Annotated in this window: 16 protein-coding genes; 1 reads left to right on the top strand and 15 read right to left on the bottom strand. The window is 69.8% G+C overall.

Going from position 1 to position 15,972, the window contains the following annotated elements:
* Positions 1 to 381: 381 nt before the first annotated feature.
* From AC6I0Y_RS03100 to AC6I0Y_RS03055, 10 genes are all read right to left on the bottom strand, one after another.
* Positions 382 to 795 carry a YbaN family protein gene (locus AC6I0Y_RS03100; protein ID WP_160708923.1) on the bottom strand — a complete coding sequence of 138 codons (414 nt, stop codon included), beginning with the start codon at positions 793 to 795 and terminating at the stop codon, positions 382 to 384.
* A gap of 177 nt (positions 796 to 972) precedes the next feature.
* Positions 973 to 1,164, bottom strand: coding sequence for a hypothetical protein (locus AC6I0Y_RS03095; protein ID WP_160708925.1), 192 nt, complete (start codon positions 1,162 to 1,164; stop codon positions 973 to 975).
* A gap of 9 nt (positions 1,165 to 1,173) precedes the next feature.
* Entirely contained in the window at positions 1,174 to 1,947 is a 774-nt protein-coding gene (ccsA, locus tag AC6I0Y_RS03090) for a cytochrome c biogenesis protein (protein ID WP_160708927.1), read from the bottom strand.
* A gap of 34 nt (positions 1,948 to 1,981) precedes the next feature.
* Entirely contained in the window at positions 1,982 to 2,692 is a 711-nt protein-coding gene (locus tag AC6I0Y_RS03085; RefSeq protein WP_160708929.1) for a heme exporter protein CcmB, read from the bottom strand.
* Positions 2,693 to 3,430, bottom strand: coding sequence for an ABC transporter ATP-binding protein (locus AC6I0Y_RS03080; protein ID WP_160708931.1), 738 nt, complete (start codon positions 3,428 to 3,430; stop codon positions 2,693 to 2,695).
* Positions 3,427 to 5,754: a heme lyase CcmF/NrfE family subunit gene (locus AC6I0Y_RS03075; RefSeq protein ID WP_160708947.1), complete on the bottom strand. Its 2,328-nt coding sequence runs from the start codon at positions 5,752 to 5,754 to the stop codon at positions 3,427 to 3,429. The genes AC6I0Y_RS03080 and AC6I0Y_RS03075 overlap by 4 nt, the downstream gene beginning before the upstream one ends.
* Before the next feature lie 7 nt (positions 5,755 to 5,761).
* A complete protein-coding gene (locus AC6I0Y_RS03070) occupies positions 5,762 to 6,403 on the bottom strand; it encodes a cytochrome c maturation protein CcmE domain-containing protein (protein ID WP_236643366.1) in 642 nt (213 codons plus the stop codon).
* Between the two features lie 1,224 nt (positions 6,404 to 7,627).
* Entirely contained in the window at positions 7,628 to 8,065 is a 438-nt protein-coding gene (locus AC6I0Y_RS03065; RefSeq protein ID WP_497733029.1) for a cupin domain-containing protein, read from the bottom strand.
* A gap of 141 nt (positions 8,066 to 8,206) precedes the next feature.
* On the bottom strand, positions 8,207 to 8,959 hold the full coding sequence (locus AC6I0Y_RS03060) for an SDR family NAD(P)-dependent oxidoreductase (RefSeq protein WP_160708937.1): 753 nt from the start codon (positions 8,957 to 8,959) through the stop codon (positions 8,207 to 8,209).
* Positions 8,960 to 9,487: 528 nt separating this feature from the next.
* The gene (locus tag AC6I0Y_RS03055) at positions 9,488 to 10,426 is read right to left on the bottom strand and encodes a 3-hydroxyacyl-CoA dehydrogenase (protein WP_497733027.1); all 939 of its coding nucleotides are present in this window, start codon (positions 10,424 to 10,426) and stop codon (positions 9,488 to 9,490) included.
* Between the two features lie 523 nt (positions 10,427 to 10,949).
* Here AC6I0Y_RS03055 and AC6I0Y_RS03050 point away from each other — a divergent pair.
* The gene (locus AC6I0Y_RS03050) at positions 10,950 to 12,059 is read left to right on the top strand and encodes an FAD:protein FMN transferase (RefSeq protein WP_497733025.1); all 1,110 of its coding nucleotides are present in this window, start codon (positions 10,950 to 10,952) and stop codon (positions 12,057 to 12,059) included.
* A gap of 273 nt (positions 12,060 to 12,332) precedes the next feature.
* Here the strand turns inward: AC6I0Y_RS03050 and AC6I0Y_RS03045 are convergent, their stop codons facing one another.
* The 5 genes from AC6I0Y_RS03045 to AC6I0Y_RS03025 form a co-directional block, all read right to left on the bottom strand.
* The gene (locus tag AC6I0Y_RS03045) at positions 12,333 to 13,028 is read right to left on the bottom strand and encodes a cytochrome c3 family protein (RefSeq protein ID WP_497733023.1); all 696 of its coding nucleotides are present in this window, start codon (positions 13,026 to 13,028) and stop codon (positions 12,333 to 12,335) included.
* A gap of 18 nt (positions 13,029 to 13,046) precedes the next feature.
* Positions 13,047 to 14,276 (bottom strand): ammonia-forming cytochrome c nitrite reductase subunit c552, encoded by a 1,230-nt coding sequence (locus tag AC6I0Y_RS03040; protein WP_160710287.1) that lies wholly within the window; start codon positions 14,274 to 14,276, stop codon positions 13,047 to 13,049.
* Positions 14,277 to 14,341: 65 nt separating this feature from the next.
* Positions 14,342 to 15,277, bottom strand: a complete 936-nt coding sequence (locus tag AC6I0Y_RS03035; protein ID WP_497733021.1) for a NapH/MauN family ferredoxin-type protein — start codon at positions 15,275 to 15,277, stop codon at positions 14,342 to 14,344.
* A 54-nt stretch (positions 15,278 to 15,331) separates the two neighbouring features.
* A complete protein-coding gene (locus AC6I0Y_RS03030) occupies positions 15,332 to 15,625 on the bottom strand; it encodes a chaperone NapD (RefSeq protein ID WP_201751049.1) in 294 nt (97 codons plus the stop codon).
* 10 nt (positions 15,626 to 15,635) lie between these two features.
* Entirely contained in the window at positions 15,636 to 15,965 is a 330-nt protein-coding gene (locus AC6I0Y_RS03025) for a nitrate reductase cytochrome c-type subunit (protein ID WP_497733018.1), read from the bottom strand.
* Positions 15,966 to 15,972: the final 7 nt, after the last annotated feature.

Here is a 15,972-nt window from a genome sequence, read left to right as displayed (position 1 = left end):
AAATTCGGACGGTTTTGCACCCGAGACGAGCGCCGAGAAACCGCTGCCATCGGATCCAGCCAAGGCCGACCTGGGGTTTTATCCTCCGAAGCCGGAGAAAGCCCCGTCTGAGCGGCCACGGGGAGTGCAAAACCGTCGAAATTTGCATTTCTGCCGCCGAATTCCTCGGAAGCAGAAGCGGCAGCGGGGGAAGCGTGGCCGTCCCCGGCCACGCGACTGCACGCCAGAGCCGCCGAATTCCCCAGGCGGCAGCAGCGCGGGCGTGAAGCGCGAGGCAGGCGAGCAGCGCGGGAGACGGGCGGGAGGCGCGGGCGAGCAGCGCGGGAGACGGGCGAGCAGCGCGGGCGGCGGGCGGACAGCGCGGGAGGGAGGCAGGAGGGCCTACTCGGCTTCCTCGGCCACACGCGCCGGGGCGACGGGGGCAACGTCGACGGTGGGAATGCGGAAGCCCACCAGGTAGAGCATGAACAGGGCGCACCCCGTGAGGATGACCCAGACCGTCGGCTTCTGCACGAGCAGCGCGCTCACGGCCATGACTCCCCACGACACCGCGAGCACGCGCACCTTCACAGAGAGCGGCATCCCGCCTGCCTGGCGGAAGGGCACCACATAGGCGCGGTAGACCTTAGACGAGCAGATCCAGCGATGGCAGCGAGGCGAGGACTTGGCGAAGAGGAGCGTCGCCAGCAGCACGAGGGGCGTGGTGGGCAGCACGGGCACGACGATGCCGATGCAGCCAACGGCGAAGCACACCCAGGCGGCGGCCATCATAAGGATGCGGACGATGCGGCTCAAGGCCTCTCCTCTCTCTCGGCGCGCCGGCCAACTCCGGCCGCCCTATCAATGTTAGCCAATGGTAACACATCGAAAGACAGCTCGCAGACAGAAAGTTTTCCTAAGGAAACAAATACTCCAGCCGCACGCTCGCGGAAGCGCAGAGAGGCGCCCGCAAGGCCACGCGCGACGAAGTGCCTACTCCCCCTTGGCGCGCTCGTCGGCCACGGCCTCCTCGAGCAGCATAAGCTGGGCCTCGGCCTTCTTAGTGCCGCGCGCAATGATGAGGAGGTAGACGAGCAGCGCCACCCACAGAAGCGCGTAGGCGGCGATGACGTAGGGGGCGGAGGGCAGGATGGTCGAGTAGATGTCAGCGAGAATGGGGTTCATGGCTCTCTCCTAGCGTTCGTCGTCGAGGGTTTCCTTGAGGGCGTCCACCCGCTGGCACAGGCGGACCTGGCGAAAGCGGGCGCGGTACAGGGCGAAGCAGACGCACAGCATCCCGAGGGCCACAAGGCCCACGCACAGCCCCATCTCGGGGCTCATGCCCCCTTCGCGCAGCACCACGGGGTGGATGGATGAGGGGATGAGACGCGTGATCATGAAGCAGATGGGCACGTCGATGGCGGCGATGACGGCCACCACGGCGGCGAAGGTGGCGCGACGCTCGGGCTCGTCGATGGAGCTGCGCAGCACGAAGTAGGCGATGACGATGAGCATGAGGATGAGGTAGGTGGTAAGCCGCGGCTCCCAGCTCCACCACACGCCCCACTCGAAGCGCGTCCACATCTCGCCGGTGACCATGGTCATCACCACGAACAGCAGGGCCAGCTCCAGCGCGATGCGCGCGCAGGTATCGAAGCGCTGGCTCTTCGTCATGAGGAAGCGCACGCTGTAGTAGGCGCCGAAGATCAGCGCCACGAACGACGTGATGGCCACGGGCATGTGGAAGTAGAAGATCTTCTGCGACAGGAGCATCTTCTGGTTGACCATGGCGTCGCCGATGAGCTCGACGCCGCCCACGGTGGCACCGCCCACCGGCGGCACGGTCAGAAACGCCATGAGGAACCCGACGGTGGTGAGCACGATGCCGGCGACGAGCGCGGCAGGCGCCACCTTGTCAGGCCATTGCCCCGCCTCAGGCAGGCGCGGGGTCTTTCCTTCTCGGGCCATGGGCCCTCCTCTCTCCTCGGCGCAGCGGGCGCGCCTACGACACCACGAAATCGTACAGCACCCAGGACGCCAGCAGCATGATCACGTCGTAGCCGGCGGCGAGCGCAAGCGAGGTCGCGAACGCCTCCTCCATGAGCACGCCCCCCACGAGCGCCGCGGTGGTGGCGGACACGCACGCGTAGAGCAGCGGGAAGACGATGGGGACGAACAGCAGGGCGAGCATCACGTCCTTGCCACGGGTGGCGGCGGTGATGGTGGACAGCAGCGTGCCGATGCCGGCGATGCCCACCGACCCGAGCACGAGCGGCACGACGATGAGCGCGGCCGTGGCAGCCGGCGCGGCGAAGGACGAGAAGAACACCCAGTACAGCGGCACGGCGATAATCTCGACGATCCCCAGGAACACGAGGTTTGACGTGGCCTTCGCCAGGAACACCACGCCGCGGTCGAGCGGTGCGAGCAAAAGCCCCTCCAGGCAGCCGTTCTCGGTCTCATGGCTGAACGAGCGGTTGAGGCCCAAAAGCGACGTGAACACGACGAGCGCCCAGAGCAGCCCGCCCGAGACCTCGAGGAAGTCGGCGCCGGGGCGCGCGAAGGAGAGCGCCACGCCGAACACGACGATGACGAGCAGCGCGTAGATGCCCATGGAGACGAGCATCTCCTTGGTGCGGAACTCCTGGCGCAAATCCTTCATGAGCAGGACGCGGTACTGCGCGAGGGCCGAGGGCGCACGGCAGGTATCCATCTAGGCCACCCCCGATCCGACGGTGGAGCGGTAGAGCGCGCGGAACTCCTCCGGGTCGAGGGCGTCTTTGGACCCGAACGACACGGCGCGGCCGCGAGCCATCACGAGCACGTGGTCGGCCAGGCGGAACCCCTTCTCCAGGTCATGGCTGACCATGACGAAGGTACGCCCGTCGCGCACGCGCCCGATGAGGTCGTCGAATATGTCGATGGCGTGGGGGTCGAGCCCCGAGTAGGGCTCGTCGAGCAGCACCACCGCCGGATCGTTCACAAGCGCCCGGGCGATGGACACGCGCTGGGTCATGCCGCGCGAGAAGGTGCGCACGCGATCGAGCCGCCGGTGCTTGAGGCCCACCGCATCCAGAAGCTCGACGACGCGGCGCTCCGGCTCGGGCACGCCGTAGAGGCGCGCGTAGAGCAGCAGGTTCTCCTCGGCCGTGAGGTCGGGGTAGAGCATGGCGTTATGCGAGATGAGGCCGATGGACGCGCGGGCGCGGTCGGGCTCCTCCTTGAGGTCGACGCCGTTGACGGCCACGCTCCCGGCGCTTGGGCGGGCGAGCGTGGCGAGCAGGCGCAAAAGGGTGGTCTTGCCGGCGCCGTTGGGGCCGAAGACCGAGAGAAACGCGCCCTGGGGCAGCTCGAAGGTGAGGTCGTCGACGGCCTTGCGCGTGCCGAATGCCTTGGTGAGCCCCTCGCAGCGGATGGCGGGCACGGCAGGCGTGCCGGGCGCCGCGCTCATCGCGCGGGATCCTCGGGCGACTCGGCGGCGGGCGCCTCCCCGAGGGCGACCGGCGCGGCATCCGCCACCGCAGGCGCCTCCTCGGCAGCGGGCGTGACCGGCGCCTTCGCGTCTTCGGCGCCCTCCGCGTCCGCGGGCTCCGCCTCTGCGACAGCCGCGGGCACGGCATCCGCCACCGCAGGCTCAGCGAGCTTCGCGGGCTCCTCGGCGGCGCCCTCCCCCTCCGCGCGGCGGACGGAGCGCTTGGCGAACAGGGCCACCAGGCCGCCCGCCATGAGCAGGCCGAAGCCCACCCACACGAGGCTGATGAGCGGGTTCACGCGCACGTCCATGGAGAACGCGCCCTCGGCGCTCATGCCGCGGTAAACGACGAAGAGATCCTCGAGCGGAAAGCCGATGACGCTCGCCACGAGCTTCTGCTGCTGGGTGGACTTCACGAGCTGCACCGACGGATCGACCGAGCCGACGTAGGTGCCATCGCGGTAGACGTCGAACGTGACGGTGTAGAGGATGTCGTCCCCGTTATCCAGCTCGGTGATGGCGTTGCCGGTGTAGACGAGCTCGAAGTCCTGGATGACGAGGGGCTCGGCCACCGCGTCGGCCTCCTCGTCGTAGGGCAGGTAGGTCACCTGCTCGGTCACGTACAGCGACGACCCGATGAGGCCCACGAGGATGATGCCCATGGCCGCGTGGCACACCGCGCCGCCGAGGGCCGGGAACCGGGTGCGCCAGGCGCCCTTGGCGCGGGCGACCACCTTGGCGGCCATGAACGCGGCGTTGAAGAACAGCAGGCTCGCCACGGCGAAGCCCACCACTGCCAGGCCGTTGTAGTACCACGCCGGGCCCTGCTCCAGCAAGCCCTCGGCGCCGGAGCCGCCGGCGGCCACGACGGCGTCGTAGCTAGGCAGCAGGTAGGTGCAGAAGTAGAACATGAGCACGGCGAACAGCGCGAGGGCGCACAGGCCCGGGACGCGGGCGCGGCGCCAGAAGGCGGCCGGGTCGGTCCGGTGCCAGCCGAGCAGCGGGCACACGGCGATGAGCGCGCAGTAGACGATGCCGAGCGGGCGGGCCACCGCGTTGTAGGTGCCGGCCGAGAGCGCCTGGCCGCCGAAGGGCAGGAAGGACGGCAGCGCGCTCGAGATGGTCAAGTAGGCCAGCAGCACCGCGAACACCACCATGATGAGGTTGTTCACGTAGTACGCGGCCTCCTTCGAGGCCATCGACTCGATGTCATCGCCCCCGGCCGTCACCGCGCCGAAGCTCTTCCGCCGCGCGATGAGCCCCACCGCGCCCGCCGCGAGCGACGCCACGATGAGCGCGAGGAACAGCACGAGCGACACCGGATCGCCCTCGAAGGCATGCACCGACTGGACGAGGCCCGATCGCGTGATGAACGTGCCCAAGATGACGAAGGCGAAGGTGACGCAGGCGCACATGACGCTCCAGCGCTTGAACGCGCCGCGCTGGCGGTACACGGTGAACGAGTGGATGAGCGCCACGCCCACGAGCCACGGCAGGAGGCTCGCGTTCTCGACCGGATCCCATCCCCAGTAGCCGCCCCAGCCGAGCACCACGTAGGCCCACACGGCGCCGAGCCCGATGCCGACGCCCAGCAAAAGCCAGGAGAACACGGCATAGGGCGTGCAGCGCACCACCCAGCGCGGCGAGTCGTCGTTCACGACGAGGGCCGCGATGGCATAGGCGAACGGCACGGTGAGGCCCGCGTACCCGATGAAGAGCGTGGGAGGATGGATGGCCATGGCCCAGTGCTCGAGGAGCGAGTTCATGCCCCAGAGGGCCGCCGCTCCCGTGAGCTGGCCGTCAGCGCCCACATAGCGCGGGTCGAGCGCCGTGAAGGGCATGTTGTCCTGCGAGAACAGAAGCACGCCCACGAAGGCCGCCAGCACGAGCTGGGCCACGAGCAGCGCCACGTCGTCGAGCGGGCGGGCATCCTTGCGGGTGCGCACGACCACCACCAGGTTGAACGCGGCGATGAGCCACGCCCAGAACAGCAGCGACCCTTGCCGGCCGGCCCACAGGCCCGCCAGGTGGAAGAGCCATCCCATCTCGCCCACGGCGTCCGAGCGGTTGCGCACCACGTACTCGATGGAGATGTCGCCGGCGAAGAAGCACCACACGAGGATGGCACAGCAGAAGGTGAGGCCGAGCGCGCCCACCACCACGGCCACGCGCCCGCCCCAAGCGAGCGTCTCGCCGCGAGAGGGATCGCGCCGTCCGAGGAAGCGGCCCACGCCCAGGCACACGAGGGAGAGCGCGCAGGAGGCAAACGCGATGAGCAGGCCCAGCAGGCCGAGAAGCGACAAGCCCATGCTAGGCCTCCAATGCGACGTCGGTGGCGATGAAGGAGCCGTCAGCATCGAGCGCGCCGGTGAGCACCACGGCCGAGCCGTCGGTCACCTCGTCGGACAGCGCGCCGTCATAGGCGACGGGCAGCGTGACGCTCAGGGCCTCGTCATCCGTGAGCCTGAAACGCACGTCCTGGCCCGCAGGGCCCAGGGTGCCCGCGCCCACCGTGCCGGACACCTTCACCACCTTGCCGTGGATGGACTCGCCATACCCCAGGAGCTGGCCCACGGTGAGCGCATCGGTGGCGCTCTCGTACTTCGAGGGGCACTTGGTCACGAGCTCGGTGGCCTCCAGCACGCCGTCGTCGCCCACCTTGCCGGTGCAGATGGCGGTCACGTCGTTGCCAAAGGTGGAGGACGCCGCGCCGCCATAGCGCACCGCCAGGTGCGTGGCCGGGTCGCCCTCGGGATCGTAGATGCTGAAGGTCAGCACGTTGTCGTCGGTGGAGAACGAGTCGGCCACCACGTTGCCCGATACCTGGACCTTCTGGCCGGGATCGGACAGCTCGGCGGCCTCGGCCACCGACACCGTCTTCGCCGCCGTGTTGCCGCCCACGAAGGCGAGCACCAGGATAAGGACGATCACGATGACGCCTGATACCGCCATGAGGCGCCTTCTCATCTTCGCGTTCATGCCCCTGCCTTTCTCTTCCCCACGCCGCGCGACCGTCGAAGGCCCGCGTGCGATGTCCCTGCGGGATGCGTGCTTCTTCTGCACAGTATCTACCATGTTGGAACGCCGTCAAAGGTGCGGTTGGCGAGAAATCCAACAGGACGGCGCAATCCCCGAAGCCATCATAGCGGCTCGCCGGGCATCGGGGCATCACCCAGCTGGTGTAGTTTGGACGGGGCGCGAGCGCGGGCGGGGGCGCGGGAATGGCCGCGGCGGGGCGGCGCGGGGGGGCGACGGAAGGCGGGTGCCACGGCAGAGGGGGGCACGTCCACGGCTTTTTCCGAACAGAAGGCGTCCGTTGCCGATTTCTGGCCATTTTACCCACGGTTTACGCGGCCCGATCGCCCGGGAATGTCCTCGCAGAGTCCGATCGCTAGCATTTGCCCAGGTCGGCAGAGTCAGCCTCCGGCCGGCCCTACCTGAAACTGCGTAAACCGTGGGTAAAATGACCAGAAATCGGCAGGAGCGCCTCGTTCGCCCACAAGGACGCACAAGCCCGCCGACGCGCGGACTGGCTCCGCCTACGAGACCGAGCGAGCCCGCCTGCGGGAGGGGCGAAGGGGCGGGGCGTGACGCCGAGGCAGCGTAGCACGGCCGAGGACGCTATGCCGGGATCAGGGCGCGGCGCCGGAGCGAGGCGCGCTAAGGCGGCACGACGCCAGAAGGCGGGGCGTTGCGCCAGAAAAGCGCAGCGCAGCTGGGGGCGCAGCGCCGGGATCAGAACGCGGCGGCGGGCGGCGACATTGCGCCATGAGGTCGCTCGCGCCCCAGGCCAGGTGCTGAATCGCACAGGAGGAGGGCAAGACGCGGCGGGCGGCGAAATCGCAAGGTGCAGAACCGGGGCAACTCCCCACCGCACGGCGCGCGGCCCAAGACGCGCATTCGCCCCACGGGGCGTGGCAAGGTTGCGGGAGTCCCCAAGGGTGCCCGGCGAAATTCTGGCCATTTTTCCCATGGTTTACGCTGCATGATCGTCCGGAAAGGCCCCTGTGAAGCCCAGACGTCGGCATAGGCCCAGGTCAACGGATTCAGCCTTTGGCAGGTTCCATCCGAGTCAGCGTAAAACGCAGCGAAAATGGCCAGAATCCGCCAGAGCACCCCCTGTCGCACCGCAAGACGCGCGCATCCACCCCACAGGGCGCGGCAGAACGGCGCGCCCTAGGCGAGGGCGGCGTACTCCTCGTCGGAGACGGGCTCGAGCCATTCGGTGGACGCGGCCTCCCCCGGTACCTCCACGGCCAGGTGCGAGAACCAGCTGCCGGGCGCGGCGCCATGCCAGTGTCTTACGCCGGCAGGAATGTTCACGCAGTCACCGGGGCGCATCTCCACGGCCGGCTCGCCCTCGAACTGGCAGTAGCCGCGGCCGCCCACGCAGATGAGGATCTGCCCGCCACCCGCTTCCGCGTGATGGACGTGCCAGTTGTTGCGGCAGCCCGGCTCGAAGGTGACGTTGGCGATGAACACCTGGTCGGCGGACACGGGCGCCAGGAAGCTACGCCCCGAGAAGTAGGCAGCGTAGGCGTCGTTGGGCTTGCCCAGCGGAAAGGCGGTGGCGGCGGCGAAGGCCGCGGCGTCGGCGATGCAGTTGCTCTCCATGATGTCTCCTGACTCTCGGGGTGGCTCTCGGACGCACGTCCGCCCCGCATCATAGAGATTGGAGTTAGCTTTAAGTCAATTGAGGGCGCCTCGCGCACCGGCGGGACGCCCCCCAAGACGACCGGTAATGGGCCCGCCCCCCTACGAGTGCTTGTGGATGCCGCCGTCCACCATGTAGGACTGGCCAGTGAAGTAGCTGCCCTCATCGCTGGCGAGGAACACGATGAGCGGCGCGCAGTCCTCCTCGGTGGTGCCGATGCGACCGAGCGGCGTCTTCGATTCCAGGCTCTTCAGCGCTGCCGGCTGGGTCTCGCGGAAGAAGTCCGTGGCGATGATGGGCAGAAACACGTTGGCCGTGATGCCGTACTGCCCCCACTCGCTGGCTGCCGTGCGCGTGATGGCGCGGATGGCCTCCTTGGCCATGCCGTAGGCGCCAAAGCCCGCGTTGCCGTCGTAGCCGGCTGCCGAGGCGGTGTTGATGATGCGCCCGCGGCCGCTCTCCTTCAGGTAGGGGAAGCACTCCTTCATGAACATCAGCGTGGCCAAAGCCCCGCTCCCGAAGGCCTCCAGGGCGTAGGCCTCGTCGATGTCGTTGATCTCGCGGTACTGCATGGCGCCCTGGGCGCAGTTCACGAGGATGTCGATGCCGCCGAAGCGCTCGGCGCACTGGGCCACCACGTTTCTGATCTGGCCGACGTCGGTCACGTCGCAGGCCACGGGCAGCACCTCGCCGCCGAAGGCCTCGACCTCCGCCTGGAGCTCCTCGAGCTTCTCGAGGCGGCGGGCGCAAGCGCAGATCTTCGCGCCGTTCTGGGCGAGCACCTTGGCCACGCCGCGGCCCACGCCCGAGCTCGCACCGGTGACGATAGCCACCCGTCCTTCAAGCTTCTTCATCCTTCGACTCCCCTCTGCTCGGAACTCACTGGTGCCCGCAGCCGACCGGCGCGACGCGGCACGCGCCTCCGCGGGTCGGGCGGGACACCAGTATAGGTCAGCCGGAGGCTGCCGCTGATGCGGCCACCGGCGCGGCCGGGGCGGACGGGGCAAGGAGGCGGGGTACGGGGGCACGGGGCTCTGCGCAGACGGCCCGGCTGAAGCCAGGATCGCCCGAGCCGGCCGTCTGTTCGCGCACGTCACGGCCCCGCAGCCGGACGACGGCGCGCCCGCGACGGCCAAGGGCCGCGCGGCGACGCGGAAGCCGGCCAAGCCTGTCAATGCAGGGCAGCCATGTCGCTCGACGACGTGCGGCTCGTGCAGCGAGGACGAGCCGCCGCCGGGCGCACGGGCCGCAGCGCCCATCGGCGCGTCCCTGGGGCCCTGCCTCACCGGCGCGCGCCCAAGGGGCTCGGCAGCCCCCTCGTCGCGCGTCCCGAGCCGTAGGGCCCCCGTCGATGCATGACGGAGCCTGACGACGGCCCTCCCCTACTGATATTTGTAGAAGCCCTCGCCGGCGTTGATGCCGATCTTGCCCTCGTCGATGCGCGCCTTGAGCAGCGCCGCGATGCGGGCGGCGGTGCTGCCGGGCTCTTGGGCGGCCGGGCTGGCGGCCACGATGTTGTAGGCCGTCACAAGGCCCACGATGTCGAGGATGCGGAAGGGGCCGAGCGGCGCGCCGGTGCCGAGCATCCACGCCTTGTCGATGGTCTCCACGTCGGCCACGTCGTTGGCCAGAAGCGCCTCGGCGGCGTTGAGGAACGGCACGAGCATGCTGTTGAGCAGGTAGCCCGGCTGCTCCTTCTTGAGCTCGAGCGGGATCATGCCGATGGCGCGGGCGAAGGCGACCACGGCCTCGTAGGCCGCGGGGCTGGTCTCGGCGGTGCCCATGACCTCGGCAGTGTTGTTCTTCCAGATGTTGTTGGCGAAGTGCAGGGCCAGGAAGCGGTCCGGCCGTCCCGTGAAGCCCATCAGGGCGCTGGGGAGCAGCGTGGAGGAGTTGGTGCACAGGATGGCCCGATCGGGCAGCATGTCGGCGATGGAGGAATAGAAGGCCTCCTTCTCGTCGATGACCTCGGCGATGGCCTCGATGACCAGGTCGGCGCCGCCGAAGGCCTGGGCCTTGTCGGTGGTGAGCACGAGGGAGTCGAAGGCCTCGTCCACCTTGGCGATGAGCGCGTCTATCTGGTCGGCCGGCACGTCGGGCGAATCGGCAAGGCCGCGGCAGAAGGCGGACGGGTCGGTCTTGAGGGCCTCGAGGGTCTGCTTGTAGATGCCGCGCAGGCGCTCGAGCTTGGGGCGGGTGCGCTCGATGGAGCCCTCGCTGCGCAGCCACAAGGTGACGGCGAAGCCCTTATAGGCGCTCTGCAGCGCGATCTGGCTGCCGAGGACACCGCCCCCGGCCACGGTGACGTTCTGGATGTCCATGGGAACCTCCTGACGGTGGCGGGAGGACGCGCCTCCCGGATTGGCGGACCGGATCATTCTACGGGGCAGGCAGGCCCCTCCCGCGAGGCGGCGAGCCAAGTGGTTCTGTCCTGTCACGGGACGTCCACGAAGCCTGCGCAGAAGTCGGGCGGAGGCCCGAGGCACAGGGGCGGGGCGCGGGATGAGAGGCGCGGGGCGCGGGCAGGCGAGCCCGCGCGCGTCCGGGGCACCGCGAGAACGAACGGGGCGGGAAATCGGGGGGTCGGAAGCGTTCTCGGCCATTTCGTCGAGTGTTCCGAAGACGGCGCGATCCCTGGACGGCACGCTCGCGACGCTTCCCTAGGTCGCGTTTTCTCACCGGCGAGGCGCGGGAGGAAATCGCGTCCGGAAGGGGTCTGGAGCCTCGGAAGACTCGACGAAATGGCCGCGAACGCCGACCTGGGCGGGCGCGGGCCTTACAATGGGAGACGAGGCGCGGCACGACGGCGCGCCGGCTCGGCAGGATGCGACGGCGAGGAGGCCCATGAACGCGGTTGACCCCATACCCGGCGAGGACTGGCACGAGACGTGGCCCGCGTCGGACGGCGCACCCAGCGGCGTGCGGTTCCTGGCCTTCAACACGGTGGCGGAGATCGCGGCCTACGGACCGGGCGACGCGGTGGCCGCCGCGCTCGACGAGGCCGTGGCGCTCTGCCGCGTCTACGAGCGGCTGCTCTCGCGCACGCTGCCCCACTCCGACGTCGCGCGGCTCAACGACGCCGGCGGTGTGGCCGTGGAGGTGGACGCGCGCACCTTCGCCCTGATGGAGGCCGCGCTCGGCTACTGCGCCGCGAGCGAGGGCGCCTTCGACGTCACCGTGGGGCCGGCCGTGCGCCTGTGGGACTTCCACGCCGGCGTGGAGCCCGAACCAGCCGCCCTGGCCGAGGCGGTGCGCCACGTGGACTGGCGCCAGATCGAGCTCTGGCGCGAGGACGCGGGTGACGTCAGCGACGCCCCGGCGCAGGCCGACGGCGGCCAGGCGGCGTTCGCGCCTGCCGCCGATCCCGCCCCGACGACGTCCGTCGGCGCGCCTGTCCCGGCGGCGCCCCCGGCCACGGCCGCCCGCGCGCGCTTCTTCGCCCGGCTGGCCGACCCTCGGGCGGCGGTGGACGTGGGAGGCATCGCGAAGGGATGGATAGCCGACGAGCTGTCGGCGCTGCTGGCCGCGCGGGGGCTGGGCGGCTTCATCGTCAACCTGGGTGGCAACGTGGCCGTGGGCGGCGCCAAGCCGGACGGCGTGCCCTGGCGCGTGGGCATCCGCGACCCGCGAGCGCCCCACGACCCCGACGCCCTGCTGGGCGCCGTCCCCCTGGCCGCCGGGTCGGCGGTGACCAGCGGCGTCTACGAGCGATCGTTCACCGGGGCCGACGGGCGGCTGCGCCACCACGTGCTCGACCCCCGCACGGGCTGGCCCGTCGCCACCGACGTGGCCGGCGTCACCGTGGTGGCCGACCGCTCGCTCGACGCCGAGGGATTCTCCACCACGCTGCTCGCCCTCGGCCTGGAGCGCGGGCTGGCTTTCGCCCGGCGCCGTCCCGAGATCCGCCAGGCCTTCTTCGTCGACTTCGACGGCCAGGTGACCCCAGCGCGCTAGGCGCGCGACGCAGGCGGGCGCAAGGCGCGGCCCAACGCACCGCGCCTCCCCGCTTTCGCAAGCTAAGTTCCCTCATTTCGAGGTTTCTGGCCAAAAACACCGTGGTTTACGCAACCACGACGCTGCGTGGGAAAACGCCGGCAATCATCGTCTCCGTCTTACCAGGTCAAGGTTATTCTCAGTCAGAAACAGCCGGAGAGGTTGCGGAGGATACCCCCGCCAAGCGCGGAAAACGTGGTGTTTTTGGCCGCAAAGACCCTCCGAGGGCGCTCCTCAGTACGGAAACCCGCTCGCGTCCAGCTGGGCCGCCTGGTGCGCGTCGAGCCAGCCCTCGGGGATGGGGGCGTCGTCATGGCAGCGGCTGCAGGCGTTCACCGACTGGCGGTGGGACTTGTGGCACTCGCCGCACTCGATCTGCTCGTGGCGCACCTCGGTGACGTGGGGGTTGCGCTCCCCCAGCGCGGAGGTGGCCTGGGCCAGGTCGTCACGGGTCATGTTGTGGCAGTTCTCGTTCAGGCAGAAGGACTCGGGATCGTCCTTCTGCAGGTAGTGGTTGAGGTCGGTGAGCGAACGCTCGTCAAGCGGGTACTCGAAGTCACCGCTCACCCAGTGCAGGCCCTCGGTGATCTGCTGGCCGAGGGTGGGCTCGTGGCAGGACAGGCACGTGAGGCCCGCCTGCTTGTGCTGGACCACCATGAGGTCGCCCATGTCGTCCACGGGGTTGCCCCACTTGTCGAGGCCGGCTTGGCCCGGCTCGCCGTCATAGGTGGCGTTGATGGGATCCTGCGGCGCGTGGCAGATGGCGTTGCAGAAGCTCGGCTGCTCGTGCCACACCCAGAAACCGGCGCCTGCCACCACCACGACGGCGCACACGACGCCGGCCACCACGGCCAGCTTGCGACGATCCTTGCGCTTCGCCGCGGGCGCTGCCGCGTCGGCGGAGGCGGCGGTCTTCTTATCTTCGGTCATCACTTCTCTCCTTCCGCCTTAGGCCAGCAGGGCGAAGCCCTCGGCCAGGAGCGCCTCGGCCTTGTCGAGATTGGCATGGGCGGCCTCGGGGTTGTGGGCGCCCTCGCTGTTCTCGACCATCACGTAGTCCCAGTAGAACTGCGCATGGCGATGGATCTGCTGGGCGCGGGCGAGGGTCTCGGGATCGAGGGAGTCCTTCACGGAGGCCAGCTTCTCGATGTAGCGGACGATGTCCTGGGATATGGCCTGCTCGCGATCGGTGACCCCCTTCTGCCAGGCGGCCACCTCGCCGGCCAGGTCGTCATGGCACAGGCCGCACTTCTCCATGAGCTCGGGGCTCTCGAGGGGGCTCACCAGCTCGTGGGAGGAGTAGCGCGCGCCGGTGTCGGACTCCTCCGTGGCCATGTGGCAGTCGGCGCAGCTGAAGCCGGCCGCGGCCATGCGGGACTGCTGGCCGCCGTAGACGGTCTCGAACTCGGGGTGCTGGGCCTTCAGCAGCGGCGCGCCGGTATCGGGATGCTCCCAGTCCTTGAAGCCGAGGGCGTCGTAGAAGGCGAGCATCTGCTCGGCGTCCATGCCCGCGAGGCTGTCGTAGGGATTGCTCGTCACCTTGGCGGCGTTGAAGTAGTACTCGTTGTGGCACTGGCCGCACACCTGGGCCTCCACTGGCGTGGCCTCGGCCGCATCACCGAGGGAGCCGTGGTAGAAGCCGGAGGTCACCTCGAGCTGGGTCGGGTCGTTGCCATGGCAGTTGTAGCAGCTGACGGGCTCGTCGAACAGGTCGATGAGATCGCTGAACTTCTCGGCGTAGACCCCATCACCCTCCTCGTTCACCAGGGCGGTGAACTGGGGCGTCTTACAGGTGATGCAGTTGGCGAGCGTGGCGTCGGTCACGCGCGGGGTCTCGGTGATGGAATGCAGCGTGTAGCTGTGGCCGGCCGCCTCGTCATAGCCCTTGGCGAAGCCGTAGCCCTTGTACATGGTGTTGAGCGCAGGGTAGGTCTCGAGGTAGTTGTCCTTGCCCTCGGGCGCGTTAGCCTCGTTGGCCTTCCACGTCTCGTACTGGTGGGGATACAGGCCCGCCCACTCCTCGGCCTTGATGACGCCGAAGCTGTCGGCCGCGGGCGTCAGGTCGGCCTCGGGGGCCGCGGGGTTGTTGGCCCGCGGCGCGCAGGCCGCCAGGCCCGCCACCATCATCGTGGCGCAGAGCGCGGCGGCGGTGAGGCGCAGCTTCTTGCTCTTGAACATCGTCACTCCCTTCCTTCGTCAGATCGGTGCTCGTCAGAACCGCGCGGAGGGCGCGGCGGTATCGGTCAGCTGGCAGCCGGGCCGGGCGGCGGCGCGGCCGCCGGATCGGGCGCGCAGGCGGCGGGCGCCGAAGCGGGCTTGCGGGGACGGCCCAGTCTGAAGCGCAGGGCGTCGGCGGGGCAGGCGTCCACGCAGGCCCCGCAGACCAGGCAGTCGCCGGCACGGACGATCACGTCCTCGCCCGAAAGCGCCGGCTCGAGGATGACGGGATCGGCCAGACAGACGGCCTTGCAGCGGTCGCACTGGACGCAGGCGTCGTGGTCGATGGCCACGTTGACCTGGCCCGCCCGGCCGAGTGCCTCGTAGAGCCCGCCCATGGGGCACAGGGCGCGACACCACACCCGCCGGCTCCAGAGCAGGTCGCAGACGAGCACGGCCACGAGCGTCCACGCGCCGGCGAGGGCCCCGAACAGCAGGCCGCGGTTCACGGCCCCCACCGGGTTGAACGTCTCGAACACCGGCACGCCCACCAGGGCCGACAGGGCCACCACCGCCGCGGCCACGCCCAGCTTGGCATGGCGCGGCACCGCACGCTCGCGCACCTCGATGCCCAGCCGGCGGCGCAGCCAGTCGGTCGCCTCTCCCAGCAGGTTGACGGGGCACACCCAGCCGCAGAAGGCACGCCCGCGCACGAGCCCGTAGGCCACGAGCACGGGAAGCACACCCACCATCAGGGCGGGCGCCAGATCCCGGGAGGAGGCCGCCACCTGGAGCGCGGCCAGCGGGTCGAGCAACGTCACGCCGCCGACCGAGGAGGAGGCCAGGCTGCCGTAGAAGACGCCCTCAGCCGGCGTGGCCACGGCCGCATCCCCTCCGGAGAACCCGCCGAGAAGGCCCCAGCCCGCCGCAACGAGCGGCAGACAGAACAGCACGATCAGCGCGCACTGCACGACGCGGCGCACCGCCGTGACGCGGCCCATCCTGCGCGTCTTCCCCGTCATCCTCGCTCCTCCTTCCCTCTCATCCAGATGCCCTCGCGGGCCTGTCGCGGCGCCTCAGCGGCGCGCGGCGTACTCGTCCTCGAAGTTGCAGTACACCAGGTTCACGCCCGTCACGCCCTCCACCTGGATGAAGGAGCTTGCCCGCTCGTGGGAGGCCTGCACGCTGGGGGCCTCGATGGTCACCACCAGCTTGTGGCCCTGGCGCTCGTGCACCTCCACGCCCGGCAGCGCCGCCAGCGCCTCGGCCGCCGCCTCGGCGCATCCCGGCGCCGTCTCCACCACCAGGCTCGAGATGACCACGGGCTCGGCGCCCGCGGCGGCGCCGGCGCGCGCGTCTCTGCTCGCCATCGCGCGCCGCCTAGCCCTGGGGATGGCAGGTGAGGCACTCCCTGCGGGCGCCGAACACCTCGTAGGTGGACACGTCGCCGTCCACGTAGTGGTCGGCGGGCAGGGGCGTGGCCTGGGCCAGCATGTGGTCGGTGGTCTCGTTGGCGCCGTGGCAGCCGTAGCAGCCGTCGGCCCCCAGCTCGTAGAAGCGCCCCTCGTGGCTGGCGGGCATGAGCGACGGCTCGCCGACGGCAGGGCCGGCCGAGGCCTGGGCCGCGTCCGTCCCGCCGCATCCGGCGAGGCCGCCGAGGGCCACGACGAGCAGGGCCCCGGCCGCGACGGCGGTGATCTTCTTCCTCATGGGCCTT

The organism is Adlercreutzia sp. St.1H8 (assembly GCF_059728655.1).
Note: the sequence above shows the minus strand (reverse complement) of the source record. Positions and strands in the feature narration are given on the sequence as shown.

Excerpts from the sequence above, each read along its gene's own strand:
- AC6I0Y_RS03095 (WP_160708925.1), bottom strand. The coding sequence starts at position 1,164 with ATGAACCCCATTCTCGCTGACATCTACTCGACCATCCTGCCCTCCGCC.
- ccsA (WP_160708927.1), bottom strand. The coding sequence starts at position 1,947 with ATGGCCCGAGAAGGAAAGACCCCGCGCCTGCCTGAGGCGGGGCAATGG.
- AC6I0Y_RS03085 (WP_160708929.1), bottom strand. The coding sequence starts at position 2,692 with ATGGATACCTGCCGTGCGCCCTCGGCCCTCGCGCAGTACCGCGTCCTG.
- AC6I0Y_RS03080 (WP_160708931.1), bottom strand. The coding sequence starts at position 3,430 with ATGAGCGCGGCGCCCGGCACGCCTGCCGTGCCCGCCATCCGCTGCGAG.
- AC6I0Y_RS03070 (WP_236643366.1), bottom strand. The coding sequence starts at position 6,403 with ATGGCGGTATCAGGCGTCATCGTGATCGTCCTTATCCTGGTGCTCGCC.
- AC6I0Y_RS03065 (WP_497733029.1), bottom strand. The coding sequence starts at position 8,065 with ATGGAGAGCAACTGCATCGCCGACGCCGCGGCCTTCGCCGCCGCCACC.
- AC6I0Y_RS03060 (WP_160708937.1), bottom strand. The coding sequence starts at position 8,959 with ATGAAGAAGCTTGAAGGACGGGTGGCTATCGTCACCGGTGCGAGCTCG.
- AC6I0Y_RS03055 (WP_497733027.1), bottom strand. The coding sequence starts at position 10,426 with ATGGACATCCAGAACGTCACCGTGGCCGGGGGCGGTGTCCTCGGCAGC.
- AC6I0Y_RS03050 (WP_497733025.1), top strand. The coding sequence starts at position 10,950 with ATGAACGCGGTTGACCCCATACCCGGCGAGGACTGGCACGAGACGTGG.
- AC6I0Y_RS03045 (WP_497733023.1), bottom strand. The coding sequence starts at position 13,028 with ATGACCGAAGATAAGAAGACCGCCGCCTCCGCCGACGCGGCAGCGCCC.
- AC6I0Y_RS03040 (WP_160710287.1), bottom strand. The coding sequence starts at position 14,276 with ATGTTCAAGAGCAAGAAGCTGCGCCTCACCGCCGCCGCGCTCTGCGCC.
- AC6I0Y_RS03035 (WP_497733021.1), bottom strand. The coding sequence starts at position 15,277 with ATGACGGGGAAGACGCGCAGGATGGGCCGCGTCACGGCGGTGCGCCGC.
- AC6I0Y_RS03030 (WP_201751049.1), bottom strand. The coding sequence starts at position 15,625 with ATGGCGAGCAGAGACGCGCGCGCCGGCGCCGCCGCGGGCGCCGAGCCC.
- AC6I0Y_RS03025 (WP_497733018.1), bottom strand. The coding sequence starts at position 15,965 with ATGAGGAAGAAGATCACCGCCGTCGCGGCCGGGGCCCTGCTCGTCGTG.